General features: G+C 46.9%; 10 protein-coding genes. 6 read left to right on the plus strand and 4 right to left on the minus strand.

Going from position 1 to position 20,782, the window contains the following annotated elements:
- Positions 1–5 precede the first annotated feature (5 nt).
- A complete protein-coding gene (locus QUA90_RS24065; RefSeq protein ID WP_333448140.1) occupies positions 6–1,283 on the minus strand; it encodes an ATP-dependent DNA ligase in 1,278 nt (425 codons plus the stop codon).
- Positions 1,284–1,365: 82 nt separating this feature from the next.
- Between QUA90_RS24065 and QUA90_RS24070 the strand changes: the two genes are divergently transcribed.
- The 4 genes from QUA90_RS24070 (at position 1,366) to QUA90_RS24085 (ending at position 9,335) form a co-directional block, all read left to right on the plus strand.
- A complete protein-coding gene (locus QUA90_RS24070; RefSeq protein WP_333448141.1) occupies positions 1,366–1,521 on the plus strand; it encodes a hypothetical protein in 156 nt (51 codons plus the stop codon).
- 93 nt (positions 1,522–1,614) lie between these two features.
- Positions 1,615–1,920: a glutaredoxin family protein gene (locus tag QUA90_RS24075; protein ID WP_333448147.1), complete on the plus strand. Its 306-nt coding sequence runs from the start codon at positions 1,615–1,617 to the stop codon at positions 1,918–1,920.
- Between the two features lie 199 nt (positions 1,921–2,119).
- Entirely contained in the window at positions 2,120–3,613 is a 1,494-nt protein-coding gene (locus QUA90_RS24080) for a UDP-N-acetylmuramoyl-L-alanyl-D-glutamate--2,6-diaminopimelate ligase (protein ID WP_333448142.1), read from the plus strand.
- 157 nt (positions 3,614–3,770) lie between these two features.
- A complete protein-coding gene (locus QUA90_RS24085; RefSeq protein WP_333448143.1) occupies positions 3,771–9,335 on the plus strand; it encodes an AAA family ATPase in 5,565 nt (1,854 codons plus the stop codon).
- Positions 9,336–9,521: 186 nt separating this feature from the next.
- Here QUA90_RS24085 and QUA90_RS24090 read toward each other — a convergent pair whose 3' ends face one another.
- Entirely contained in the window at positions 9,522–11,138 is a 1,617-nt protein-coding gene (locus QUA90_RS24090) for a HAMP domain-containing sensor histidine kinase (protein ID WP_333448144.1), read from the minus strand.
- A gap of 268 nt (positions 11,139–11,406) precedes the next feature.
- On the opposite strand from QUA90_RS24090, the gene QUA90_RS24095 reads away from it, so the two are divergent.
- Entirely contained in the window at positions 11,407–12,813 is a 1,407-nt protein-coding gene (locus QUA90_RS24095) for a TldD/PmbA family protein (protein WP_333223663.1), read from the plus strand.
- Between the two features lie 310 nt (positions 12,814–13,123).
- On the opposite strand, the gene patX is transcribed toward QUA90_RS24095, so the two are convergent.
- A complete protein-coding gene (gene patX / locus QUA90_RS24100) occupies positions 13,124–13,324 on the minus strand; it encodes a heterocyst-inhibiting protein PatX (protein ID WP_333388623.1) in 201 nt (66 codons plus the stop codon).
- Between the two features lie 805 nt (positions 13,325–14,129).
- Positions 14,130–14,867 carry a dephospho-CoA kinase gene (gene coaE / locus QUA90_RS24105; RefSeq protein WP_333448145.1) on the minus strand — a complete coding sequence of 246 codons (738 nt, stop codon included), beginning with the start codon at positions 14,865–14,867 and terminating at the stop codon, positions 14,130–14,132.
- A 205-nt stretch (positions 14,868–15,072) separates the two neighbouring features.
- Here coaE and QUA90_RS24110 point away from each other — a divergent pair, with 205 nt between their 5' ends.
- Positions 15,073–20,220: a CHAT domain-containing protein gene (locus QUA90_RS24110; RefSeq protein WP_333448146.1), complete on the plus strand. Its 5,148-nt coding sequence runs from the start codon at positions 15,073–15,075 to the stop codon at positions 20,218–20,220.
- The last annotated feature ends 562 nt before the right edge of the window (positions 20,221–20,782 follow it).

The following is a 20,782-nucleotide window of genomic DNA, read 5'->3' on the forward strand; positions in this document are numbered from 1 at the left end:
CAGATTCAACTAAATTCCAAAAATCTGGCGTGCCATAATTTGCCACTTTCGGTCAAACCCTGCGATCGCACTTTAATTTTGACACTTTTGGGGTTAGCCTCGTAGAGTCGGGCAATTTCCTGCATTTCCTCCCCGCTAAACCCGGTTCCCACGGTTCCTACTGGGACTAATTTGCCATCAATTTCTTGCGCGACTTTGACGGCGCTAAAGGGTCGCCCCGCCACTTTTGTCGCCGTCAAACCCACAATAAACAAATCGTGTTCTTGACAGTATTTAGTCCTCACTATCGGATATTTCTTAACATCTTTGCCGCCGACATAATGGCAGTTGTGCAACACCCAAACTTCGCCTTCTTTATTTTCAGATTCCTGCTGATTTGCTAGGACTAGCTTTTCGGCGGTGGTGCGAAATGTCGGTAGAACTTCAAAGGCTGGGGATAAATTCGTCAGCATTTCGCCAACTTCAACTCCCGCTGCAATTCGTTCGGATTCTGCCACGGTAGTTAAATCATTGCCTTTGAAAAACAAACTTTTAAAAATGGCATAAATTGCGCTGGGCTGAGTAGTCGGAAAACCGCTTTCAATATTAACTGTAGCAGCTTGCGCGCCGGTGCGGTGTTCACTGCCCGTACAGCTTTTGTAATACAGTTCGCCGTCTAAAACAAAGGTGCCAATTTTAGCGGCTGTGTCGATTAATGTGCGATCGATCTCAATCGATGCCTGTTGCCGCAGGTTAGTAGATCGCGATTGGTAGTATACTTTATCTGGCGTCGCAATGACAACTACTCGATTGCCGTCGCGCTTTGGCTGTCCCCAATAATCGGGATTTTCGATGTAATAAGAACGATCGCTCGGCGCGTCAACGGGCTGCATTGTCACAATCCTTCCCGGCTGCAAGTGCGGTGGCAATTCGGCAACAATGGGATTGTTGGCAGTTTCTATTTTTGGGGCGGAAGTTGATTGTTTAGCAGCAGCGAAATCGGCGGTAGAATTGTTTGGAGGATTTAGGGCGATCGGCTTTTCTCCAGTTTCCAATTCAAACGCTCTTTTCCAAAAACCGATCGCCATTTCCGGGTATCCTTCCGACTCCGCACACAGCGCAAAACCAATAACTTTTGCCGTACCAATTCCCCGCCCGTAATCAGCCAAATACTGCACTGCCCCCGCTTCTCCCATCAAGTGCAATCCTCGCGTCACGATGCGATTGTTCCAGCGTTCTCGAATGTCGGCGCTAATTTTTTTAGCTGCTTTTCGCTTGGCTTCTGCGTATTCGGTGCAGTCCATACTGCCTCCTTTATGTAGGGCTATTTATATACTATACTAACGATTGATTTATTAGTCAAGGTTGACTTTACAATTAGGTTATGTGAATAAATTTAACTCTTTCATTGGTGAACTAGATTTATTTTTTCACCGCAGAGGCGCAGAGGGCACAGAGGGAGACAAGAAAGAGATAGTCAAGCGCGGTAATCTGTTGGCTGCCAATGCTAAGATAACTTCGATCGCGCAGTGCGAGCAATAAAGCGGTGAGTTGCGTCTTACTCGCGTTGAGTTCGCCCACTGGCGATGATCGCAGGTTTGAGAATTTAAGATCGAGTTTAATCTTACTGTTATGATGCGATTGATTTTGTACAGCAAACCCGGATGCCACTTGTGTGAAGGGTTGCAAGAAAAACTCGAACAGATTGAAAGCCTGAACTTTCAACTCGAAGTCAGAGATATTACCGAACGCGATGATTGGTTTCAAGCTTATCAGTACGAAGTTCCAGTTTTGTTTAAAGTGCAGCCCCAGCCCAAAAATTCTGTTGGCGAGGCTGCATTCTCCGCTGAAGAACTGTTACCCCGTCCTTCTCCCCGCTGTAGTGTCGCCCAATTGGAGCAAATGTTACAGAAATATTTGCAAATTGATCTGTCACAATAATACGATTTACCCAAAAACTCAGGTTTTAATCCTGACTGCGGGGTACTCGGTGTGCAGCTTAATCTAGGCCGATAGGTTTTACACCGCGCATAAAAAAAACCTAGGGTTTGCACCGCACACAGCAAAAACCTGTAGAGAATGGCTCAAACAATGTGTTCCGCCAGTCATATTCAAGACATTCAAGCGAGGAGTTTTTCAGATGAAATTGAGAGAATTATTAGCAGCAGTTCCCAGCATTTCCTTTGACGCGCAACATCCCGCCCTCGATGCCGAAGTCAAGGGTTTATCCACTAATTCCCACGCTTGTCAGGCGGGTGATTTGTTTTTGGGAATGCCGGGAACTCGGGTAGATGGCGGAGATTTTTGGCAAAGTGCGATCGAATCTGGTGCAGTTGCCGCCATAATTTCCACCCAAGCAGCCGAGAAAACACCCCCCGAAGACGGGGGTAGTTGCGTCATCGCAGCAGCCGATATGGCTCAAGTTTGCGGTCAAATAGCCACTACTTTTTACGGCAATCCAGCTAGCAAATTAAAACTTGTCGGCGTTACCGGGACTAACGGCAAAACTACAACCACTCATTTAATCGAATTTCTGCTCAATCAAATGCAGTTGCCGACGGCAATTTTTGGTACGCTTTATACTCGCTGGCCGGGATTCCAACAAACTGCACTTTACACCACACCTTTTGCAGTTGACCTACAAAAGCAATTAGCAGAAGCCGTAGTCGCCGGATGCAAACACGGGGTGATGGAAGTCAGTTCCCACGCTTTAGCGCAACAGCGAGTTTTGGGGTGTAGTTTTGAAGTTGCTGTCTTTACAAATTTGACTCAAGACCATCTCGATTATCACCGGGATATGGAAGATTATTTTGAGGCAAAATCGCTTTTATTTGGTTCGGATTACCTCACAAATCGCGCTGTAATTAATATTGACGACCCCTACGGGCAGCGGATAGTTGAAACCCTCAAATCTGACAAGGTTTGGAGTTACAGCACTGTTAACCAAACGGCAGACTTGTATGCTTTTGATTTGCAGTATCAGCCCAATGGAGTTAAGGGAATGCTGCACACTCCCAAGGGCGAAACTGCTTTTTCTTTGCCTTTAGTCGGTCAGTTCAATTTATCAAATATGCTGGCTGCTGTCGGTGCTGTTTTAGAATTAGGTTTAGATTTGTCCGCAATTGTGGAGAAATTATCTCAGTTTTCGGGAGTTCCGGGACGGATGGAACGAGTGCAAATTAGTCCCGACCAAGATATTAGCGTAATTGTCGATTACGCGCACACTCCCGACAGTTTGGAGAACTTGCTGAAAGCATCGCGGCCGTTTATTCCGGGTCAGATGATTTGCGTGTTTGGCTGCGGTGGCGATCGCGATCGCACTAAACGGCCGATAATGGGTAAAATCGTTGCAGAATTAGCCGATTTAGCTGTTGTTACTTCCGACAATCCGCGCACTGAAAATCCCGATCGCATTTTGGAGGATGTTTTAGCAGGAATTCCCGCCGCAGTAAAGCCGATCGTGATGTGCGATCGATCCGCTGCAATTCGCACTGCTATTATGGACGCTAAACCGGGAGATGGCGTGCTGATTGCAGGAAAGGGACACGAAGATTATCAAATTTTGGGTACCGAAAAAGTTCATTTTGACGATCGAGAACAAGCGCGAGATGCCTTGAAAGCCAGAATGAATTAGATTAAATAAATTCGGTTAACAGTTAACAGTTAACTGTTAACTGTTCGCTGGCTGTAAAATTTATTGTATTTTTAAGTATGGATACGAAGGTATAATCTGATTTGCACTACATTATAATAGTAAGACAAAATATTTTAACAGCATAATAATTCTTGTTATGATAGAACTAACTGGCTATCAAATTCTCGCTCGAATTTATTCAGGCACTCGCACCCTAGTTTATCGCGGAACTCGCCTCTGCGACCAAAAACTGGTCGCCATTAAAGTCTTGCGAAACGAATATCCCAGCTTCAGCGAACTCTTGCATTTTCGCAATCAATACACGATCGCCAAAAACCTGAATTTGCCCGGAATCATCGAGACCTACAGCTTGGAACCCTACCGGAACGGCTATGCCCTGATTGTGGAAGACTTCGGGGGAATTTCTCTGAAGGAATGGACTGGAAAAGGAAAAACCGTGCCATCTCTGGTAGATTTTTTCCAAATTGCGATCGACCTAAGCAATACATTAGATATACTTTACCGCCACCGCATCATTCACAAAGACATTAAACCAGCCAATATTTTAATAAATCCCGAGACTAAACAAGTCAAACTCATTGACTTTAGTATTGCATCTTTGCTGCCACGAGAAACTCAAATGCTGATGAGTCCCAACGTGATCGAAGGAACACTCAGCTACTTATCTCCCGAACAAACAGGAAGAATGAATCGCGGCCTTGACTACCGCACAGATTTTTATTCATTAGGTATAACTTTTTACGAATTGCTGACAGGAAAATTGCCATTTCAATCCACCGATCCGATGGAATTGATCCACTGCCATATTGCCCAGCACCCGCCATCTGTACGTGAAGTTAATCCCGAAATACCCCTTGTCCTCTCGGAAATTGTCAGCAAATTGATTGCCAAAAATGCCGAATGTCGCTATCAGAGTGCATTAGGGCTGAAAGCCGATTTAAAAATTTGTTTGCAACAACTCAATGAGACAGGTAAGATTGAGAGTTTTGCCATTGGGGGGCGCGATTTTTGCGATCGCTTTATCATACCTGAAAAACTCTACGGTCGAGCAACCGAAGTCGCTGCATTATTAGCAGCCTTCGATCGAGTAGCAAACCCCTCTAAATTTCGTTCGCCAGAAGAGCCTGGGAACGAGAGAAACCATGCAAAAGAAGACTCACCCCTTAGTAAGTCTGGCTGGGCGGACTCAAACTTATCCCGCAGCGAAATGATGCTAGTAGCCGGATTTTCCGGCATTGGGAAAACCGCTGTAGTCAACGAAATTCACAAACCCATAGTTCGGCAACGCGGTTATTTTATCAAAGGCAAATACGACCAATTTCAACGCAACATTCCCTTTAGCGCTTTTGTGCAAGCCTTCCGAGATTTAATGGATCAATTACTCTCAGAAAGCGACGTTCAGCTCGAACAATGGCCAAGGAAAATTATCAATGCTATTGGCGAAAACGGTCAAGTTATTGTAGAAGTAATTCCCGAACTGGAACGAATTATTGGCAAACAACAGCCTGTCTCTGAACTTTCGGGAAGTGCCGCCGAAAACCGTTTCAATTTACTATTTCAAAAATTTATCTCTGTTTTTGCCACAAAAGAACATCCCTTAGTGATTTTTTTGGATGATTTGCAATGGTCAGATTCAGCATCCCTGAAGCTTTTGCAAGTGTTGATGAGTGAAAAAGATAGTCAGAATTTGCTGCTAATTGGGGCATATCGAGATAACGAAGTATCTCCGGCTCATCCATTTATGTTGGCAGTAGCAGAGATGGAAAAATCCCAAGTAACGGTAAATACTATTACCTTGGAACCTCTGAGTCAAGTCGATATTAACGATTTGATAGCAGATACGCTCTCGTGCGAGATCCCTCTTGCTGAGCCATTAACCGAGTTAGTTTATCAAAAAACCAAAGGCAATCCATTTTTTGCCACGCAATTTCTCAGGGCGCTACAGGAAGATGGGCTGATTGCGTTTGATCCCACCCCCCTTTCATCTCCCCTTACCGAGGGGGGAGAGAGGGGGGTAACATCCCCCCTTATCAGGGGAGGACACAGGGGGGTAACAGGGGGGTGGCAGTGCGATATCGCCAAAGTCAAAGCCCTAACTATCACCGATGATGTAGTGGAGTTTATGGCGATGCAATTGCAGAAATTGCCGCCAAAAACTCAGGATGTGCTGAAGTTGGCTGCGTGCATTGGAGCGCAGTTTGATTTGAATACATTGGCGGTAGTCAGCGAGAAGTCGCCGGAAGAAACTGCTGCGGATTTGTGGAAATCCTTGCAAGAAGGATTCATCTTACCAACCAGTGAAATTTACAAGTTTTATATAGGGAAAGAAGAGGGGAAAAGCACCCCTAGCTTGCCAAATACCGCCGCTCAATTACCTCACTACAAATTTCTACACGATCGGGTTCAGCAAGCTGCTTATTCATTAATTCCTGATGACCAAAAGCAAACCACCCATCTCAAAATAGGACAGTTACTTCTGCCGAATTTCTCAGAAGTTGAAAGAGGAGAAGAAGTGTTCGATATTATTAATCATTTTATTATTGGCTCGGAGCTAATAACGCAGCAAGAAGAACGCACCAAGCTCGCTAAGATTAGCCTCTTTGCAGGGCAGAGAGCTAAACTTTCAACGGCTTATGAATCGGCGATAAAATATCTCGCTTTTGGTTTAAGTTTTCTACCAGCTAATAAATGGGATTCGGCTTATGAATTAACATTTACGATGTATTTAGAAAGCCTTGAGGCTGAATTCTTGGCAGGTGAGTTTGAGGAAGCTGAAAGTTTGATAGAAATCGCATTTAGTTATGCCCAGTCGAGTCTTGATAAAGCCAAAATTATTGCGATTCAGCTAACTCATTATCAAAATAATGCCCTGTATCAAAAGGCGATTCAGGTAGGAATTGCAGGAATGAAACTGTTAGGATTAGAACTGGTAATTCTGCCAAATAAAGCCGAGTTAGAAGGGATGGCTCTGGAAGTTAAAAAAACCTTAAATCAGCGCGCAGTTGCAGGACTAATCGACGCACCCCTCATTGTCGATGAAGAACGCCAGATGCTGATCAAACTGCTAATGAACATGGTACCGCCCACTTACCTAACTAATCAGGAGTTGTTAGTGTTGGTTGTTTTACACATGACCAATCTCTGTTTGCAATACGGGAATACAAATGTGGCGGGTTTTGTTTATGTTTGGTATGGCACAATTCTCTGCCAACGCTTTCAAGACTATGAATTGGGGTATGAGTTTGGACTTTTAGGGTTAAAGGTGAATGAAAAATTTCATAACACCACCCTGAATGGCAAAATTTATATGTCCTTCGGCAACTTTATCAACCATTGGCGCAAGCACGTCAGTTCCAATCTTGTTCTGCAACAAGCTGCTTATCAGGGGGCAATGGAGGTAGGGGATTTTTCTTGGTGTCATCACAGTGCCCTGTTCAGTTTCTGGCAGCAGGCGATCGTCTCAAGCGATATTCACAGTTTGCTGGCTCGACATGAAAAGTACATCAGCTTTGCGGAACGAACGGAGATTACGACAGCATTTGCCCTAATTCTTCAGTGCAAGCTTCTAGAGAATTTGCAAGGGCTAACGATAGGGAAGTATAGCCTTAGCTCTGAAACATTTGATGAAGAGTCGGCGCTAGCAACATTCAATGAAATTGGCTATGGCTATGGCAGTAGCACTTACTATTTCGCTAAAGCATTTTTGTTTTTTACCTATGGTGAGTATGCTAAAGCTTATGAAATGTTAGTAGCCGCAGCCGAGTTTTCTAATGCACTATATGGACAATTTCAACGTGTTATGCATTGTTTTTATCAGTCTTTGACTGTATTGCAACTTTATGGGGAAGCACCGGAAAAACAACCAAAAGATTATCAAGAATTTGTTCAGAATAATCGGCAACAACTTCAAATCTGGGCACACAACTGTCCTGAAAACTGTCTGTCCAAATTTCTGCTTTTAGAGGCGGAGATGGCTCGCGTTGCTCAAGAAAAATGGCCTGCTGCTGAGTTGTACGATCGCGCCATTCAACTCGCTAAAGAAAACCAATTCCTCAACGAAGAAGCCCTCGCCCACGAACTCGCAGCTAAATTCTACCTCGACTGGGGCAAAGAAAAAGTCGCTGCAGGCTATATGCAGGAAGCCTACTATTGTTACGCCCGCTGGGGAGCCAAAGCCAAAACCGATGACCTAGAAAAACGTTATCCCGATCTGCTGCGCCCCATCTTACAACAGTCCGGCCAACCCCTCACTATTTTAGAAACCCTATCCACCCTCACCAATCCCACCTACTCTATTCATTCGGGCACCCACCACACTACCTCAAGCACCTCCATTAACCAGGCTCTAGATTTTTCGACCCTGCTGCAAATTTCCCAAGTCATCTCCAGCACGATCGACCTGGAGGAGTTGCTGCAAATTGTCACCCAAACCATGTTACAAAACTCGGGAGCCGATCGCTGTGTACTGATGCTCTGCCAAGATCAACAATGGCAAGTGCGGGCAATAGCTACGTGGGAAAACATGAGCCTGCAAAAGGAACCCCTAGAGAATAATCCCACCGTTCCTGTTAAATTAATCCAGTATGTCAAAAACACCCTAGCAGCAGTTGTCATCGATCACGCCAAAACTGATCTGCCTGTGATTGACGATTATTTAGACCACCACCAACCAGAGAGTTTGCTGGGTTTGCCAATTCTAAATCAGGGGAATTTGGTCGGCATTTTGTATCTAGAAAATCGGATAACCAGCGGGGTGTTTAGTCGCGATCGCCTCCTAGTGCTGAATTTTCTCTCTAGTCAAGCCGCGATCGCTCTAGAGAATGCCCGTCTCTATCACCAAGTGCAGCAGACTTTGAATGAACTTCAGCAAGCTCAGATGCAAATGATCCAAAGTGAAAAGATGTCAGCATTAGGTAATCTAGTGGCCGGGGTTGCCCATGAAATCAATAACCCCGTTGGTTTCATTGCCGGGAACATTAATGAAGCTCATGCTGGAGTCCAAGACTTAATTGATTATTTGCGCCTCTATCAAGAAAAATTTCCGCCATCGGAAGCAGAATTGATTAAGAAAGCAGAGGCAATAGATTTAGATTATTTAGTAGAAGATTTACCCAAAATGCTGAGTTCCATGAAAATAGGATGCGAGCGCATCAAAAACATCAGCACCTCCCTCCGCACTTTCTCTCGCGCCGATACGGCCCATAAAGTTGAGGCCAATATCCACGAAGGTCTCAATAGCACTTTGATGATTTTACGGCATCGCCTGAAAGCGAACGACAAGCATCCTGAAATTAAAATCCTTAAAGAGTACGGCAATATCCCCCAAGTAAAATGTTATTTGGGACAATTAAACCAGGTATTTATGAATTTGTTAGCAAATGCGATCGATGCCTTAGAAGAATCGAATCAAGGACGGAGTTTTGCCGAAATTCAAGCCCATCCCAATCACATCACTATTCGGACAAAAGTAGAAGGTGAAAAGGTAAAAATTTCCATCGCCGACAACGGCAAAGGAATGTCAGAAGAGGTGAAAAATCATATCTTCGACCATCTATTTACCACTAAAGATGTGGGCAAAGGAACTGGCTTAGGACTGGCGATCGCGCGTCAAATTGTAGAAGAAAAACACGGCGGCAAACTGAGTTGTTTTTCTACAGCGGCAGAAGGAACGGAGTTTGTCATTGAGATTTTAATTGATTAAGAATTAGTTATCAGTTGTCCGTTGTCAGTTGTCCGTTGTCAGTTGTCCGTTGTTGACCGGTATTATTAATCTCTCTCTTCTCTTCCTCTGCGTTCTCTGCGTCCTCTGCGGTTAAATTATTCCGATGCAACCGGAATTGATATAATAACAACCGACAACTGACAACCAACTACGGACAACTGACTACTATTGCAGCGGCAAAAATACCGTCATCACCTCGCCCTTTTGAGGTCGCTGGCGAATTACCAACTTCCCGCCAGCAGCCCGAAATAAATTCTTAGTCACGCTCAAATTTAAACTCAAACTTCCCGTCTCCGGCTGCACCATCAACAAAGGCCCGATCGATCGCAAAGGAGCATTCGCCGCTTCTGCAAAAGTCGATGCGACATTACCTTCAGGTAAGTGTTCCGATTCCAACTGCAACTTTAACTGATTGCCCGCCAATGTCACCTCCACCTGAATGCGACTCCCGGAAGGCAAAGTTCGAGTAAAATTCTCAATCAAATTAGTTAAAACCTGATCCAGCATCGTCGGATCGCTGACTACGGCAGGCAACTTTTTCGGCACAATAACTTCCAAAGTGTGGTTTCGCACAGCCGCCTGTTTTTGCCAGCGGGGAATGCTATTTTGTAGCACTTCACCGAGGGACATTGCTGTTAGCTGCACGCCCGAATTTTTAGCTTGCGACATTTCCAATTCCACGGCGCGGAAAATTAAACCGAAGCGATCGATCTGAGCGGTACACTCAGCATCAATCGTTTCCAAACGCTTGACCACCACCGGATCGAGTTTGGGGCGCTTCAGCAACAGCCGAGTCAGGGTGCGAATGGTAGCCAAAGGAGTGCGGACTTCGTGGGCGATCGCCTGTAGTAATTCCACCTCTTTAGTAGCCAGAGGAATTGGAGATTTGCAGTTGATATCTGTAGCCGATAACTTGTGAGGTCTATGGTTCAAACCATCATCAATTCTTTCATCCTTTATCCTGCCTGCTTCATCTTTCCCAACCGGCAAATTATGCAACAGCAAGCGGCTGAACTGCATCACTGTTTGATAATTTGGCTCCACAGGCAAAAACTGCTGGAACAGCCCGTCTAATTTAGTAGAATTATTAGTTAATTTGCTAACTGGTAAATTGAAGCTACCGTCAGAATTGGCAAGCAAACATTCGCTTTCAGTCACCCTGCGCCGCAAAACCTCCCAAGCTTTCGCCACTACTTGCGGATCGAAAGAAAATAGAAAAGCCGGAATTCCGGCCGAATTTTCACCCAAAACCATCACCAGGCTAAAACTAGCAGTTAAAACCAAACAAAACTGCTCGTTGGCTAAGGGATCGCCACTTGCCAAAGCCAAAGCCGGGGCCGCCGCAGGCACTGATATTTGCACATCAGCCGCGGGCATTAAAGCTAAAGTTTGTCTAGCCCGAAAAGACCACAAAGCTGCATCGTTGTCGGGAATACTGGTAAAAATCCAATTGGCAAAGCCGTTGGCCAAAGCGGGGTGAGTCAAAACCGAAGACGGGCCAGACAACACCAATCCCTGACAGGAATTGGAGATTGTCGATCGACCATTTGCTCGATCGGCATTTGTTTTTTGTCCTGCTTTTTGCCGATCGAGCATTTGATTCAAAGCTGCGATCGCCCCGTACCATTCCTGTTCAGCTTTCAGCCGAGAAGCCCCACGGCTTGCAGGACACCGATGGCGGTTGTTTTCTCCCGCCAACTTAGCATCAAAGAGACTGAGGTCATTTTCTTGGCCTTCGGAGGCTAAAATTTCGCTTATTGTCGGTAAAAAGTAAGTATTCACAGTTATAAACCCACCTTCGGAGGCATGAAGGGTGAAGTATTTATGTATAGGAAAGTTCAGGAGTTAGGAGTCAAGCACCAGCACGATCGAAAAATCCCGCATAATTTCTTGCGCCTTCCTCCTAACTCACAGGATATCCACATTTGTCAACTAACGATATTGGCAGAACCGTACCAATAAGTCGCAATCTCCGCGCTTGCGGCGGTATTTTGTACGATTGCCCTGACAAAAGTGCAAAATGAAGTAAGTTAAACACCGTGCTTTCCTTATGCCCACCTCGATCGCCGACTCGAAAAATCTGCTGTCAGACTTAATGGCACGCTACCGTCACCAAGTCGATTATCTGGCAATTCGACTGGAAGAAGCCGAAGGCACCGACATCCTGCTGCGGGGCGAAAAAATTGAAACCCTCAGCGAAGGAGTCTCAATTGGCGGCCAAGTCAGAGCTTGTCACAAAGGCGGCTGGGGCTTTGCCAGTTTTAACCGACTTTCCACCCTCGCCGAAAGAATCGAAGAAGCCATCGCCGCGGCAAAACTGATCGGCGAAGAAGAAACGATCCTGGCGCCAGTTACGCCAGTACAAGACATTTGCTTGCTGCCGCTGACAGGAACAGACCCCCGTCTGGTTCCCCTAATTGACAAAAAGCAATTGTGCGATCGCTACGCGGCCATTCTCCGCAGCATTGACCCCCGCATCGCCACAATCTCCGTGCGCTACGGCGACAGCACCCAGCGCATCATCCTCGCCACCTCCGAAGGCACCATGCTCGAACAAGGTTGGGCAGACATGGAAATGCGCTTTGCCGCCACAGCCCGCAGCGGGGAAACCGTACAAACCGGCCGCGAAACCACGGGTTCCCGCAAAGCTTACGAAGATTTAACCGATCTCGATGTTCAAGTTCGCAGCGCCGCCCAGAGAGCCGTAGATTCCCTAGCCTTACCCCCCGTCCAAGGCAACACCTACACCGTCGTCATCGACCCAATTTTGACCGGATTATTCGTCCACGAAGCCTTCGGACACCTTTCCGAAGCCGACATGGCCTACGAAAATCCCGACATTTTGGAAATTATGACCCTCGGCCGCCAGTTCGGCCCCAAAAACTTGCAAATTTTCGATGGTGCAGCGCCAGAGGGACACCGGGGCAGCTATTTTTACGACGATGAAGGGACTCCGGCGACTACTACTCAGTTAATTAAAGACGGCGCTTTAGTCGGGCGGCTGCACTCGCGGGAAACGGCGGGCAAGTTGGGAGAAACGCCTACTGGCAATGCTCGCTGTTTGAATTATCATTATCCGCCGATCGTCCGCATGACGAATACTTGGATCGAACGGGGTGACACGCCAGTTGCTGACTTATTTTCTGGTATCAAGGAAGGAGTTTATGCGCGCAATTGGCAAGGTGGCATGACTAACGGCGAAATGTTTACTTTCAGTGCCGGCGAAGCTTGGATGATCCGCGACGGAAAACTAGACAATCCGGTGCGGGATGTTACTCTTTCGGGTAATGTTTTCAGCACTCTAGCCGATATTGAGGCGATCGGCGACGATTTCTACTGGGATGAATCCGGCGGCTGCGGCAAAGCAGGACAAAGCGGTTTGCCCGTCGGCTGCGGCGGCCCGAGTTTGCGGATTCGCGATGTCGTTGTTGGTGGCGAAGCTGCGGAAGAAGATTAAAGCTGCAAAAGTTTAAAAAAAAAGGTAAAGCGCCAGATTCCTACTCGTGCTTTACCTTTCTTTATTTTTTGAGTGCAACATTTCCCGCCCGTTTGTGGTGTCTGATATTTTGACGATATTGGGCAAAAAAACCGGAATAGCCAAAAATTATGTCTTGAGTCGTCAAATACCGCTGAAAAATCGGTTTTTTGGTACACAGTACCTAAGTCCCGAATTAATAAATCGAAATCTTCAATTTTTATCTTCTTATCCCAATTTTATATTCTCCCATTATCCCCCTAATTCGCTGCAATTATCGCTTTTTTCGGCTTTATCTCCCATCGCCTCGTCCTGGCGCCGTATCTTTCTCGTTATCGTACAAGCTCTGAGTGTCAGGTAGAGCGGTTAAAATTTCGGGAGCAGAGTTGTCTTGAGCAAAAAAGGTCGATCGAGTTTCTAAGCTTTGAGCGTTAACTGCGGTACCACTCAGTAACAGGCTTGACATCAGGATGGAAGAGTAAACGCGCATCATAAATTTTGGTGTTTGTATTTTCTCCTCCTTGATACGCAGTCTGTACTCTGCTATCAGGATAAAAAAAATAATTGTGGCGAAATCATCAATTAGTAAGTGAGGACACCTGCAATTTTTTTGAGTTTTGGTTAAAAGCGGGTGAAATCCATCATCTAGATCCCTTGTTCGCGGATAATTTCTAGTTATCTGCTACTTACGGGCAACCAGCATAATTCAAGACCATGTTCAAAAAAATCATGCTACTCTTCTATGCCCGTCTTCCCAACCCTGGTAGTTATAAATCATTCCCCAATCTAAAATCTAAAATCTAAAAGGGTATCGCCCCTGGAAACCTCTTGAAACAGTCTTCCAACAAGGAAATAAAACGCCAATTGTAAAGTTTTACTACTTTTATGATTAACTTCATAATTTATTGAGGTGAAGCGGCAACCCTGGGATGAAAGACACAACAAGAGAGTACCGAGGCGCTCCATCCGCACGTTACATATAAATATCTTGTTGAATGAGATTCCTTAAAGCGGGCAAGGCCTAATTTTCACATTAACTTCATAAATGGTTGCTATTGTATTTTTAAATAAATTGTGAACCTTTGATTTTTTCTGATTTTTTCTGATCTTTTTTGATCTTGCTTTGTGACAAGAGGGCTTACGCGCCACTTTGAAGGAGGAGTCGAAAGCGGTTGGGAAAAAAGCCCGTTGACAAAATCGTGGATTCAATCTCAAATCTCAACTCTCAAATCGAACTGGCGCGCAGGGAGTAAAAAAAACTGGTTTTAAAACCCATATCGCGGATTCAATCTCAAATCTCAAATCTCAACGCGACTGACTTGCACATCTACCTGCAGGAATAGCGAGTCGAGCGTTGACGAGTTGTCCAAAATGACATCAGCTTGTTGACACTTTTGAGCCAGCGGCAACTGGGCGTTAATGCGGGCATTAGCTCGATCGTAACTTAAGCCATCTCGCTGCATTAGTCGTTCTAACTGCACTTCGGGTGAACAGTACACTACCCAAATTTCGGTACACAAGTCAGTCATGTTAGCTTCAAACAGCAGCGGCACTACCAAAACCAAAGTCAACGTGTCAGCCGGGGCGCAGAAACCGGGTTTTTTTTCAACAATACTCGGTTCTAGCTTTTGATGAGGGTGAAAAAAGCCGGTTTCTTGAGTCTTTGTACCTAAATCCTGTGTGCCTTGGGATACCAAACTCGATGCAGCAATGCAGCTTTGAGTTTCCTCAACTAATCGGCGGCGCACGTAAGGGTGAATCTGTTGTTCCAACCACTGCCGCTCGTCTGCGTTACAAAAAATAATACTTCCCAACTCTGGCCGATTTAAATTGCCGTCCGGGAGCAAAATACCGGCACCGTATCGTTTTACAATAGAGTCAAGTATTGGCGAACCGGGGTTCACAGCTTCGCGGGCGTAAATATCGGCATCTAAAATCGGAAATCCACAGGCATAGGCCAGATAATTAGATATAGCGGTTTTACCGGTGGCGATGCCCCCTGTTAAACCGATCAGACGGACAATGCGATCGCTCATAATTTTCTCTGTTTAAACTTCCTGGGTTTCGACACTTACTGTCAGTCTTTGCTATGTTGGTGACACAATCAAATTTAGACTTAAATTTTAAGATTTGCGATCGAGAGTTCGCGTTAGGAAGTGTCAGCGTTGGGGTGCGATCGACTCTTTTTTACCTAAAATCTCAATTTTAAACTCGAATTAAGGTCTAGACCGAGGCAAACTTATGAATGCTCAACGTGCTGTGCGGTCGATTCTGGCAGCAATTCCCCTTGCTGGATTTTTGATAGTAGATTTTTTCCCCAACCTAGTTTTCCTCAAAGAAAACAGCAACGGATGGGTACTCGTGGCAATTTATCACCAATCTCAAATTGCTGCGGCACAATCTATTACTCCAGCCCCAGACGGCACCGGAACCGCTGTCACCGCCCCAGGTACAGGGTCGCCTCCTCGCTACGACATTAAAGGCGGCACTCCCTCCAGAGACGGAGCAAATTTGTTCCACAGTTTTACTCGGTTTAATCTGAATCCTGGCGAAACTGCCAATTTCATCTCCAACCCAAGCGTTAAAAATATCCTCGGCCGTGTTGTCGGCGGGGATGCTTCCTTAATTAACGGTTTAATTCAAGTTAGTGGCGGCAATTCTAATTTGTTGCTCATGAATCCCGCAGGGATTATTTTTGGAACGAATGCCCGACTCGATGTGTCCGGGTCTTTTTTTGCTACCACCGCTAGCGGTATCGGTTTTGACAACGGCTGGTTCAACGGTACTGGGGCGATGGACTACGCCGCCCTAGTCGGAACGCCGAATGCTTTTGTTTTTGGCTCACAGCCGGGAAGTATTGTCAATGCCGGTAACTTGGCTGTCGGCACGGGGCAAAATTTGACTTTGCTGGGCGGTACGGTCATCAGTACAGGGAAACTTTCAGCCCCAGGCGGTCAAATTACTGTGGCGGCTGTTCCGGGCGAAAATCTGGTGCGGTTCAGTCAAAACGGACTTTTGCTGAGTTTAGAAGTTTCTCCGGCTGCAGGAGTGTCGGGTTCCGAAGGTGTTCCCTTCTCTCCGCTGACTTTACCTCGGCTGCTTTCGGGCCCAGGCGTGGCTAACGCTACGGGTATAACTACGAACGCTCAAGGTGAAGTCGTACTCACAGGCGGCCAAACAGTGCCTGCAGGTGCTGGAACTGCGCTGGTAGCGGGTGCTGCGGACGTGTCTGCCAGGGGGGGCGCGGGAGGAAGCGTCAACGTGTTGGGTGACAAGGTAGGGCTGTTGGGAGCGAAGATTGAGGCTTCGGGGCCAGACGGCGGCGGAACGGTGCGGATCGGGGGAGATTACCGAGGCGAGGGAACTGTGCCGAATGCCAGGATGACTTACGTGGATGGCAAAAGTTCGATCGCCGCCAACGCAACTGAATCAGGCAACGGCGGCAGAGTTTTTGTCTGGGCTGACAACACAACAGCATTTTTGGGCAGCATTAGCGCAAATGGCGTTTCTGCAACGGCAACCGCAGGTGTTGGCGGGTTTGTGGAAGTTTCGGGCAAGCAAAGATTGATTTTTAACGGTACTGTTGATACCTCTGGGACAAACGGTTTGGGCACTTTGCTGTTAGATCCCGAAAATATTTTAATTACAGATTCCCCAGAAGCTGCGGGCGATGCGGCAATAATTGCCAACAATAATATTTTGTCAACAGGAACGGTACCAGGACAGGAAAACAATTCTGAGCCTTCGCTGACAATTTCGGCTACAGCTTTGGAAAGTATGTCGGGGACGGCAAATGTGGTTCTCGAAGCGCTCAATGATATTACAATTGCTGATTTGGCGGACAATCAGTTGAGCTTTCAAGCAACTACTGGTTCGGTAACATTGAGAGCAGATGCCGATCGCAGTGGTGCGGGTGTTTTTTCGATGAATTCTGGAGATACAATTAGCACGGCTGGCGGTGCGATCGCCATTTCGGGAAGTCAAATTACGGCAGGCAATTTGTCGAGTAACGGCGGAAATATTAGTTTGATTAGTCCGGGCACAACCGTTGCAAACAATATTTCTTCATCCAATCCCAGCACCGGCAGCAGCGGGAATATTTTGCTTGAAGGCCTGAACGTAACGGCCCAAAAAATTGATGCCAGCGGCTCCAAAGCGACGGGAAATGTAACTGTGACGGCTCGGAATGTTCTGGGAGTGAGCGTCGTCGCTGGTGGTTCGGGAAACATTACTTTGACGGGTGATGAAATTAATTTTAAAGGCGACAAAAATTCAGTCAGCGGTACTGGCTTTTTGGTACTGCAACCTTGGAGTCCCGGTCAAAATATTGCGATCGGCGGTTCTGGAGATGTCGGTACTAATATTTATTTGAATCTGACGGCAAGCGACCTCGGAAGTTTGGAAAATGGGTTTGCTGGAATTACGATCGGCCGCAGCAACGGTATCGGTTCAATTCTGATTGCCAACGATTTCACATTTTATGATCCGCTAATTATTCAATCGCCAGCGGGTTTGGGAACAATCACTACCACAAATTCTTTGACAGCGGCCGACAATGCCTCAATTACTCTCAAAGCTGACGGCAATATCAGAACCGGAAATATCACTACCAACAATCAGGAAATTCGCATCGTCAGCACCGCAGGCAATGTCACAACCGGTCAGCTACTTACTGGAACTGCCCGCACCATCAACACTTCTGTCAATTCTTCCCAAGATATACGCAATTCGGCGGGAGATGTTAGTGTTACCGCACAGGGCACGGTGACAGCAGGGGCGATCGACACAAGGGGCGATCGCGCGGGGAATGTGACGCTGACGGGGCGCAATGGAGTCACTGCAGGGGCGATCGAAGCTGGTGGCGCCCAAACAGGGGGAGATATTACCCTGACGGGCAACGAAATTGACTTGATAGGTGACAAAAATTCGCTCATCAGCAACGGCAATCTGGTGCTGCAACCGGCTGATCCTAGTCAAAATATTATAATTCAAGGTTCTGGCGATACAGAAGCTCTGAACTTGACTGCTGCTGAATTGAACACTTTTCGGAATGGGTTTGCTTCGATCACGATCGGGCGCGCTGACGGTAGCGGTGCGATCTCGATTGGTTCTCCAACGCCAGATTCAACGCCAAATTCAACGCCACTGGCGTTGACATTTCAAGATCCGACGACGATCCGATCGCCCAATGGCGCAGGCGCGATCGTGGGAACGGGTGCGATCGTCGGCACTGATAACGCCACGATCTCTCTGATGGGCGGTACTGTAGCCGTCGGAGACGTTACCTCGATTGCGGGGATTAACATCACTAGCACCCAAGGCAAGTTGACTGCTGGTACGGTTTCATCTCGCTCAACTTCCGGGGTGGCGGGCCCTATCAATATTCGCAGCGCCGGTGCGGTAGAAACCGACAACATCGATGCTTTTGGTGCCAGAAGCGGGGGAGATATTTCGATTGCGGCGCCGGGCCGGATCGTTACAGGGGTGATCAACTCGAGTTCGCAATCGGGAAGTGCAGGTTCGAGCCAAATTATCGGGCAGAAAGATGTTGAAGTTGTTTCGATCAAAGCTCGTGGCAATACGGGTGGCGATGTGGCAATCGAGGCTGGGGGAGCGTTTCGGACTCCGGGAACAGGAACTAATGCTGAGCGCGCCGAGGTCAGCATTTCTACAGACGGGCTGGCTCAATCGGGTTCACAGACGTTGCTGCAAAGCACTTGCTCGTCTGGAACCTGCACGGTGGCGACTGTTGGGACTGGAAACTCGAAGTCGAACACTGCCACCTCCTCAACTGCGATCGGGCCACTGGCGATCGTGCCGAGTCCGGCACCAACTACCAGCGTGGAACTGCAAACTACAGACAACTCTCAACAAATTGTGACTCAGGTGATTCTCGGCCCCACAGCGTCTGCGGCAAAGATCAGTACCACAAATGTCTCGCCAGAACCTGCTGCTGCGCCTGTTGAGGCTCAGTCTAACCAGACTGCTGCGGGCCCGGTACTACTGTCGCCGTCGGTGTTAAAAGGCAATTTGGGTACGCCTGTGGCGACAGAAAACGCCAGCGTGGCAACAACTCCACAGAAGCCGGCGAGTGCGGTGACAGCAGAAAGTATGGGGAATCTGAGGGTTCCTGAGATTTCTCGATCGAACTCGATCGCGCAAATAAATCCGATCGACGCAGTGCAGCAAAGGGATAGAACTCAAGGCCGGGAATTTGAACGTTACTTTGGGGGCACTGTCACTGAAAAGTCAGTTACGCAGAAAAGTATTCGAGATACTCTCAACAGCGTCAATCAGTTGACTGGGGTTAAACCCGCCATCCTTTACGTATGGGCAAAAGAGAAACATTTAGAACTTGTGTTGTTATTGCCAGACGGCAAAAATGTTTTTAAAAGTGTGCCTGCAAGCCGCGAGACAGTTTTGCAAGTTGCTAAAGAATTCACTAATGCTATCAGAACTCCCAGGAGATTGAATGCTGCTGACTACAAGCAACCTGCCGAGGAACTTTACCAGTGGTTAATTGCACCGCTGCAACCGGAATTGGAGGCTAACAAGATTGACACTTTGGTGTTTTCTATGGATGTCGGTTTGCGAACTTTGCCTTTGGCTGCTCTTTACGACGGCAAGCAGTTTTTGGTAGAAAAGTACAGTTTGGGGCTGATTCCGAGTTTGAGTTTAACTGATACTCGCTATGCCGATGTTAAGGGTTCTGAAGTGTTAGCGATGGGTGCGTCGAATTTTCCCGCTAAATACGATCAAAATCCTTTGCCTGCGGTGCCGTTGGAAATATCGACAATTGTGGGCAAGATTTGGCCAGGTTCGTCTTTTCTCAATGAAGCTTTTACTTTGGCAAATTTGAAGCAGAAGCGCAATCAATCGCAATACAAAATTATTCATTTAGCTACTCACGGCGATTTTCAACCTGGGGGTGCCCAAAATTCTTACATTCAGTTTTGGGATACTAAGTTGCGGTTGAATCAGTTGGATCAGTTGAAGTTATCTAACCCGCAGGTGGAGTTGTTGGTTTTGAGTGCGTGTACTACGGCGGTGGGAGACGAACAAGCTGAGTTGGGGTTTGCGGGGTTAGCGGTGCACGCGGGGGTAAAATCGGCTTTGGCGAGTTTGTGGTATGTCAGCGATGTCGGTACTTTGGGGCTGATGACTGAGTTTTACCAGCAGTTGCGTACAGCGCCGATTAAGGCGGAGGCTTTGCGGCAAGCGCAGTTGGCGATGTTGCGGGGTGAAGTGCGGTTGCAAGATGGTTATTTGGTACGATCGGGCAACAATCAAGCTCTGCCTTTGCCGTCGGAGTTGGCCGCCAGGGGCGATCGAAATTTGTCGCATCCTTATTATTGGGCTGCTTTTACCATGATCGGTTCGCCGTGGTAATTCTGAAGGAACAGGGTGCGATCGGCCAAAAAACCGGGAGAGAACAAGTCGCAAAACTCGGAGGATGGGAATACCTAAAAAAGTGCGGTAACTCACACTAGAAACCGCGACCTCAACATCGAAAACGGGATAAAATGGAACAAGAAGAATTAAATAAAACTCGACTGCTAGCGCCCAAAATATTGATTGTAGACAAGTGTTTACTAAAAACTTTTAGCCCAGATAAATTATGATAATTTAATCAAAAAGTTTCGCTTACCCAGCAACAATAGCTCTTGGTTATCAAGCCATAACGCTCGGCGCTGAGAATAAACTAATGGGGAGCAACGCTTTCTCCGTTTTTCTCTAGCATTCTTAAAAAAAATCATACCGCTCTAATGATGGGTTAGAGGTAATAGAGCCAATCTTTGGGGAGTAGAGACAAAAACGATTGGTTTCTAACGCACGGCGGATGTTGGAAATCTACTGCCTCTCACCACATTGTCTAATTAGGGCTTGCTGAATATATCGATGGCACTTGACGTAGCCTGGGTTATGCGCTCGCGAGAGCGAGGGTAAAGTG

This window comes from Microcoleus sp. D3_18_C4, from assembly GCF_036702355.1.
In the GTDB taxonomy this organism is placed as follows: Bacteria; Cyanobacteriota; Cyanobacteriia; order Cyanobacteriales; family Microcoleaceae; genus Microcoleus.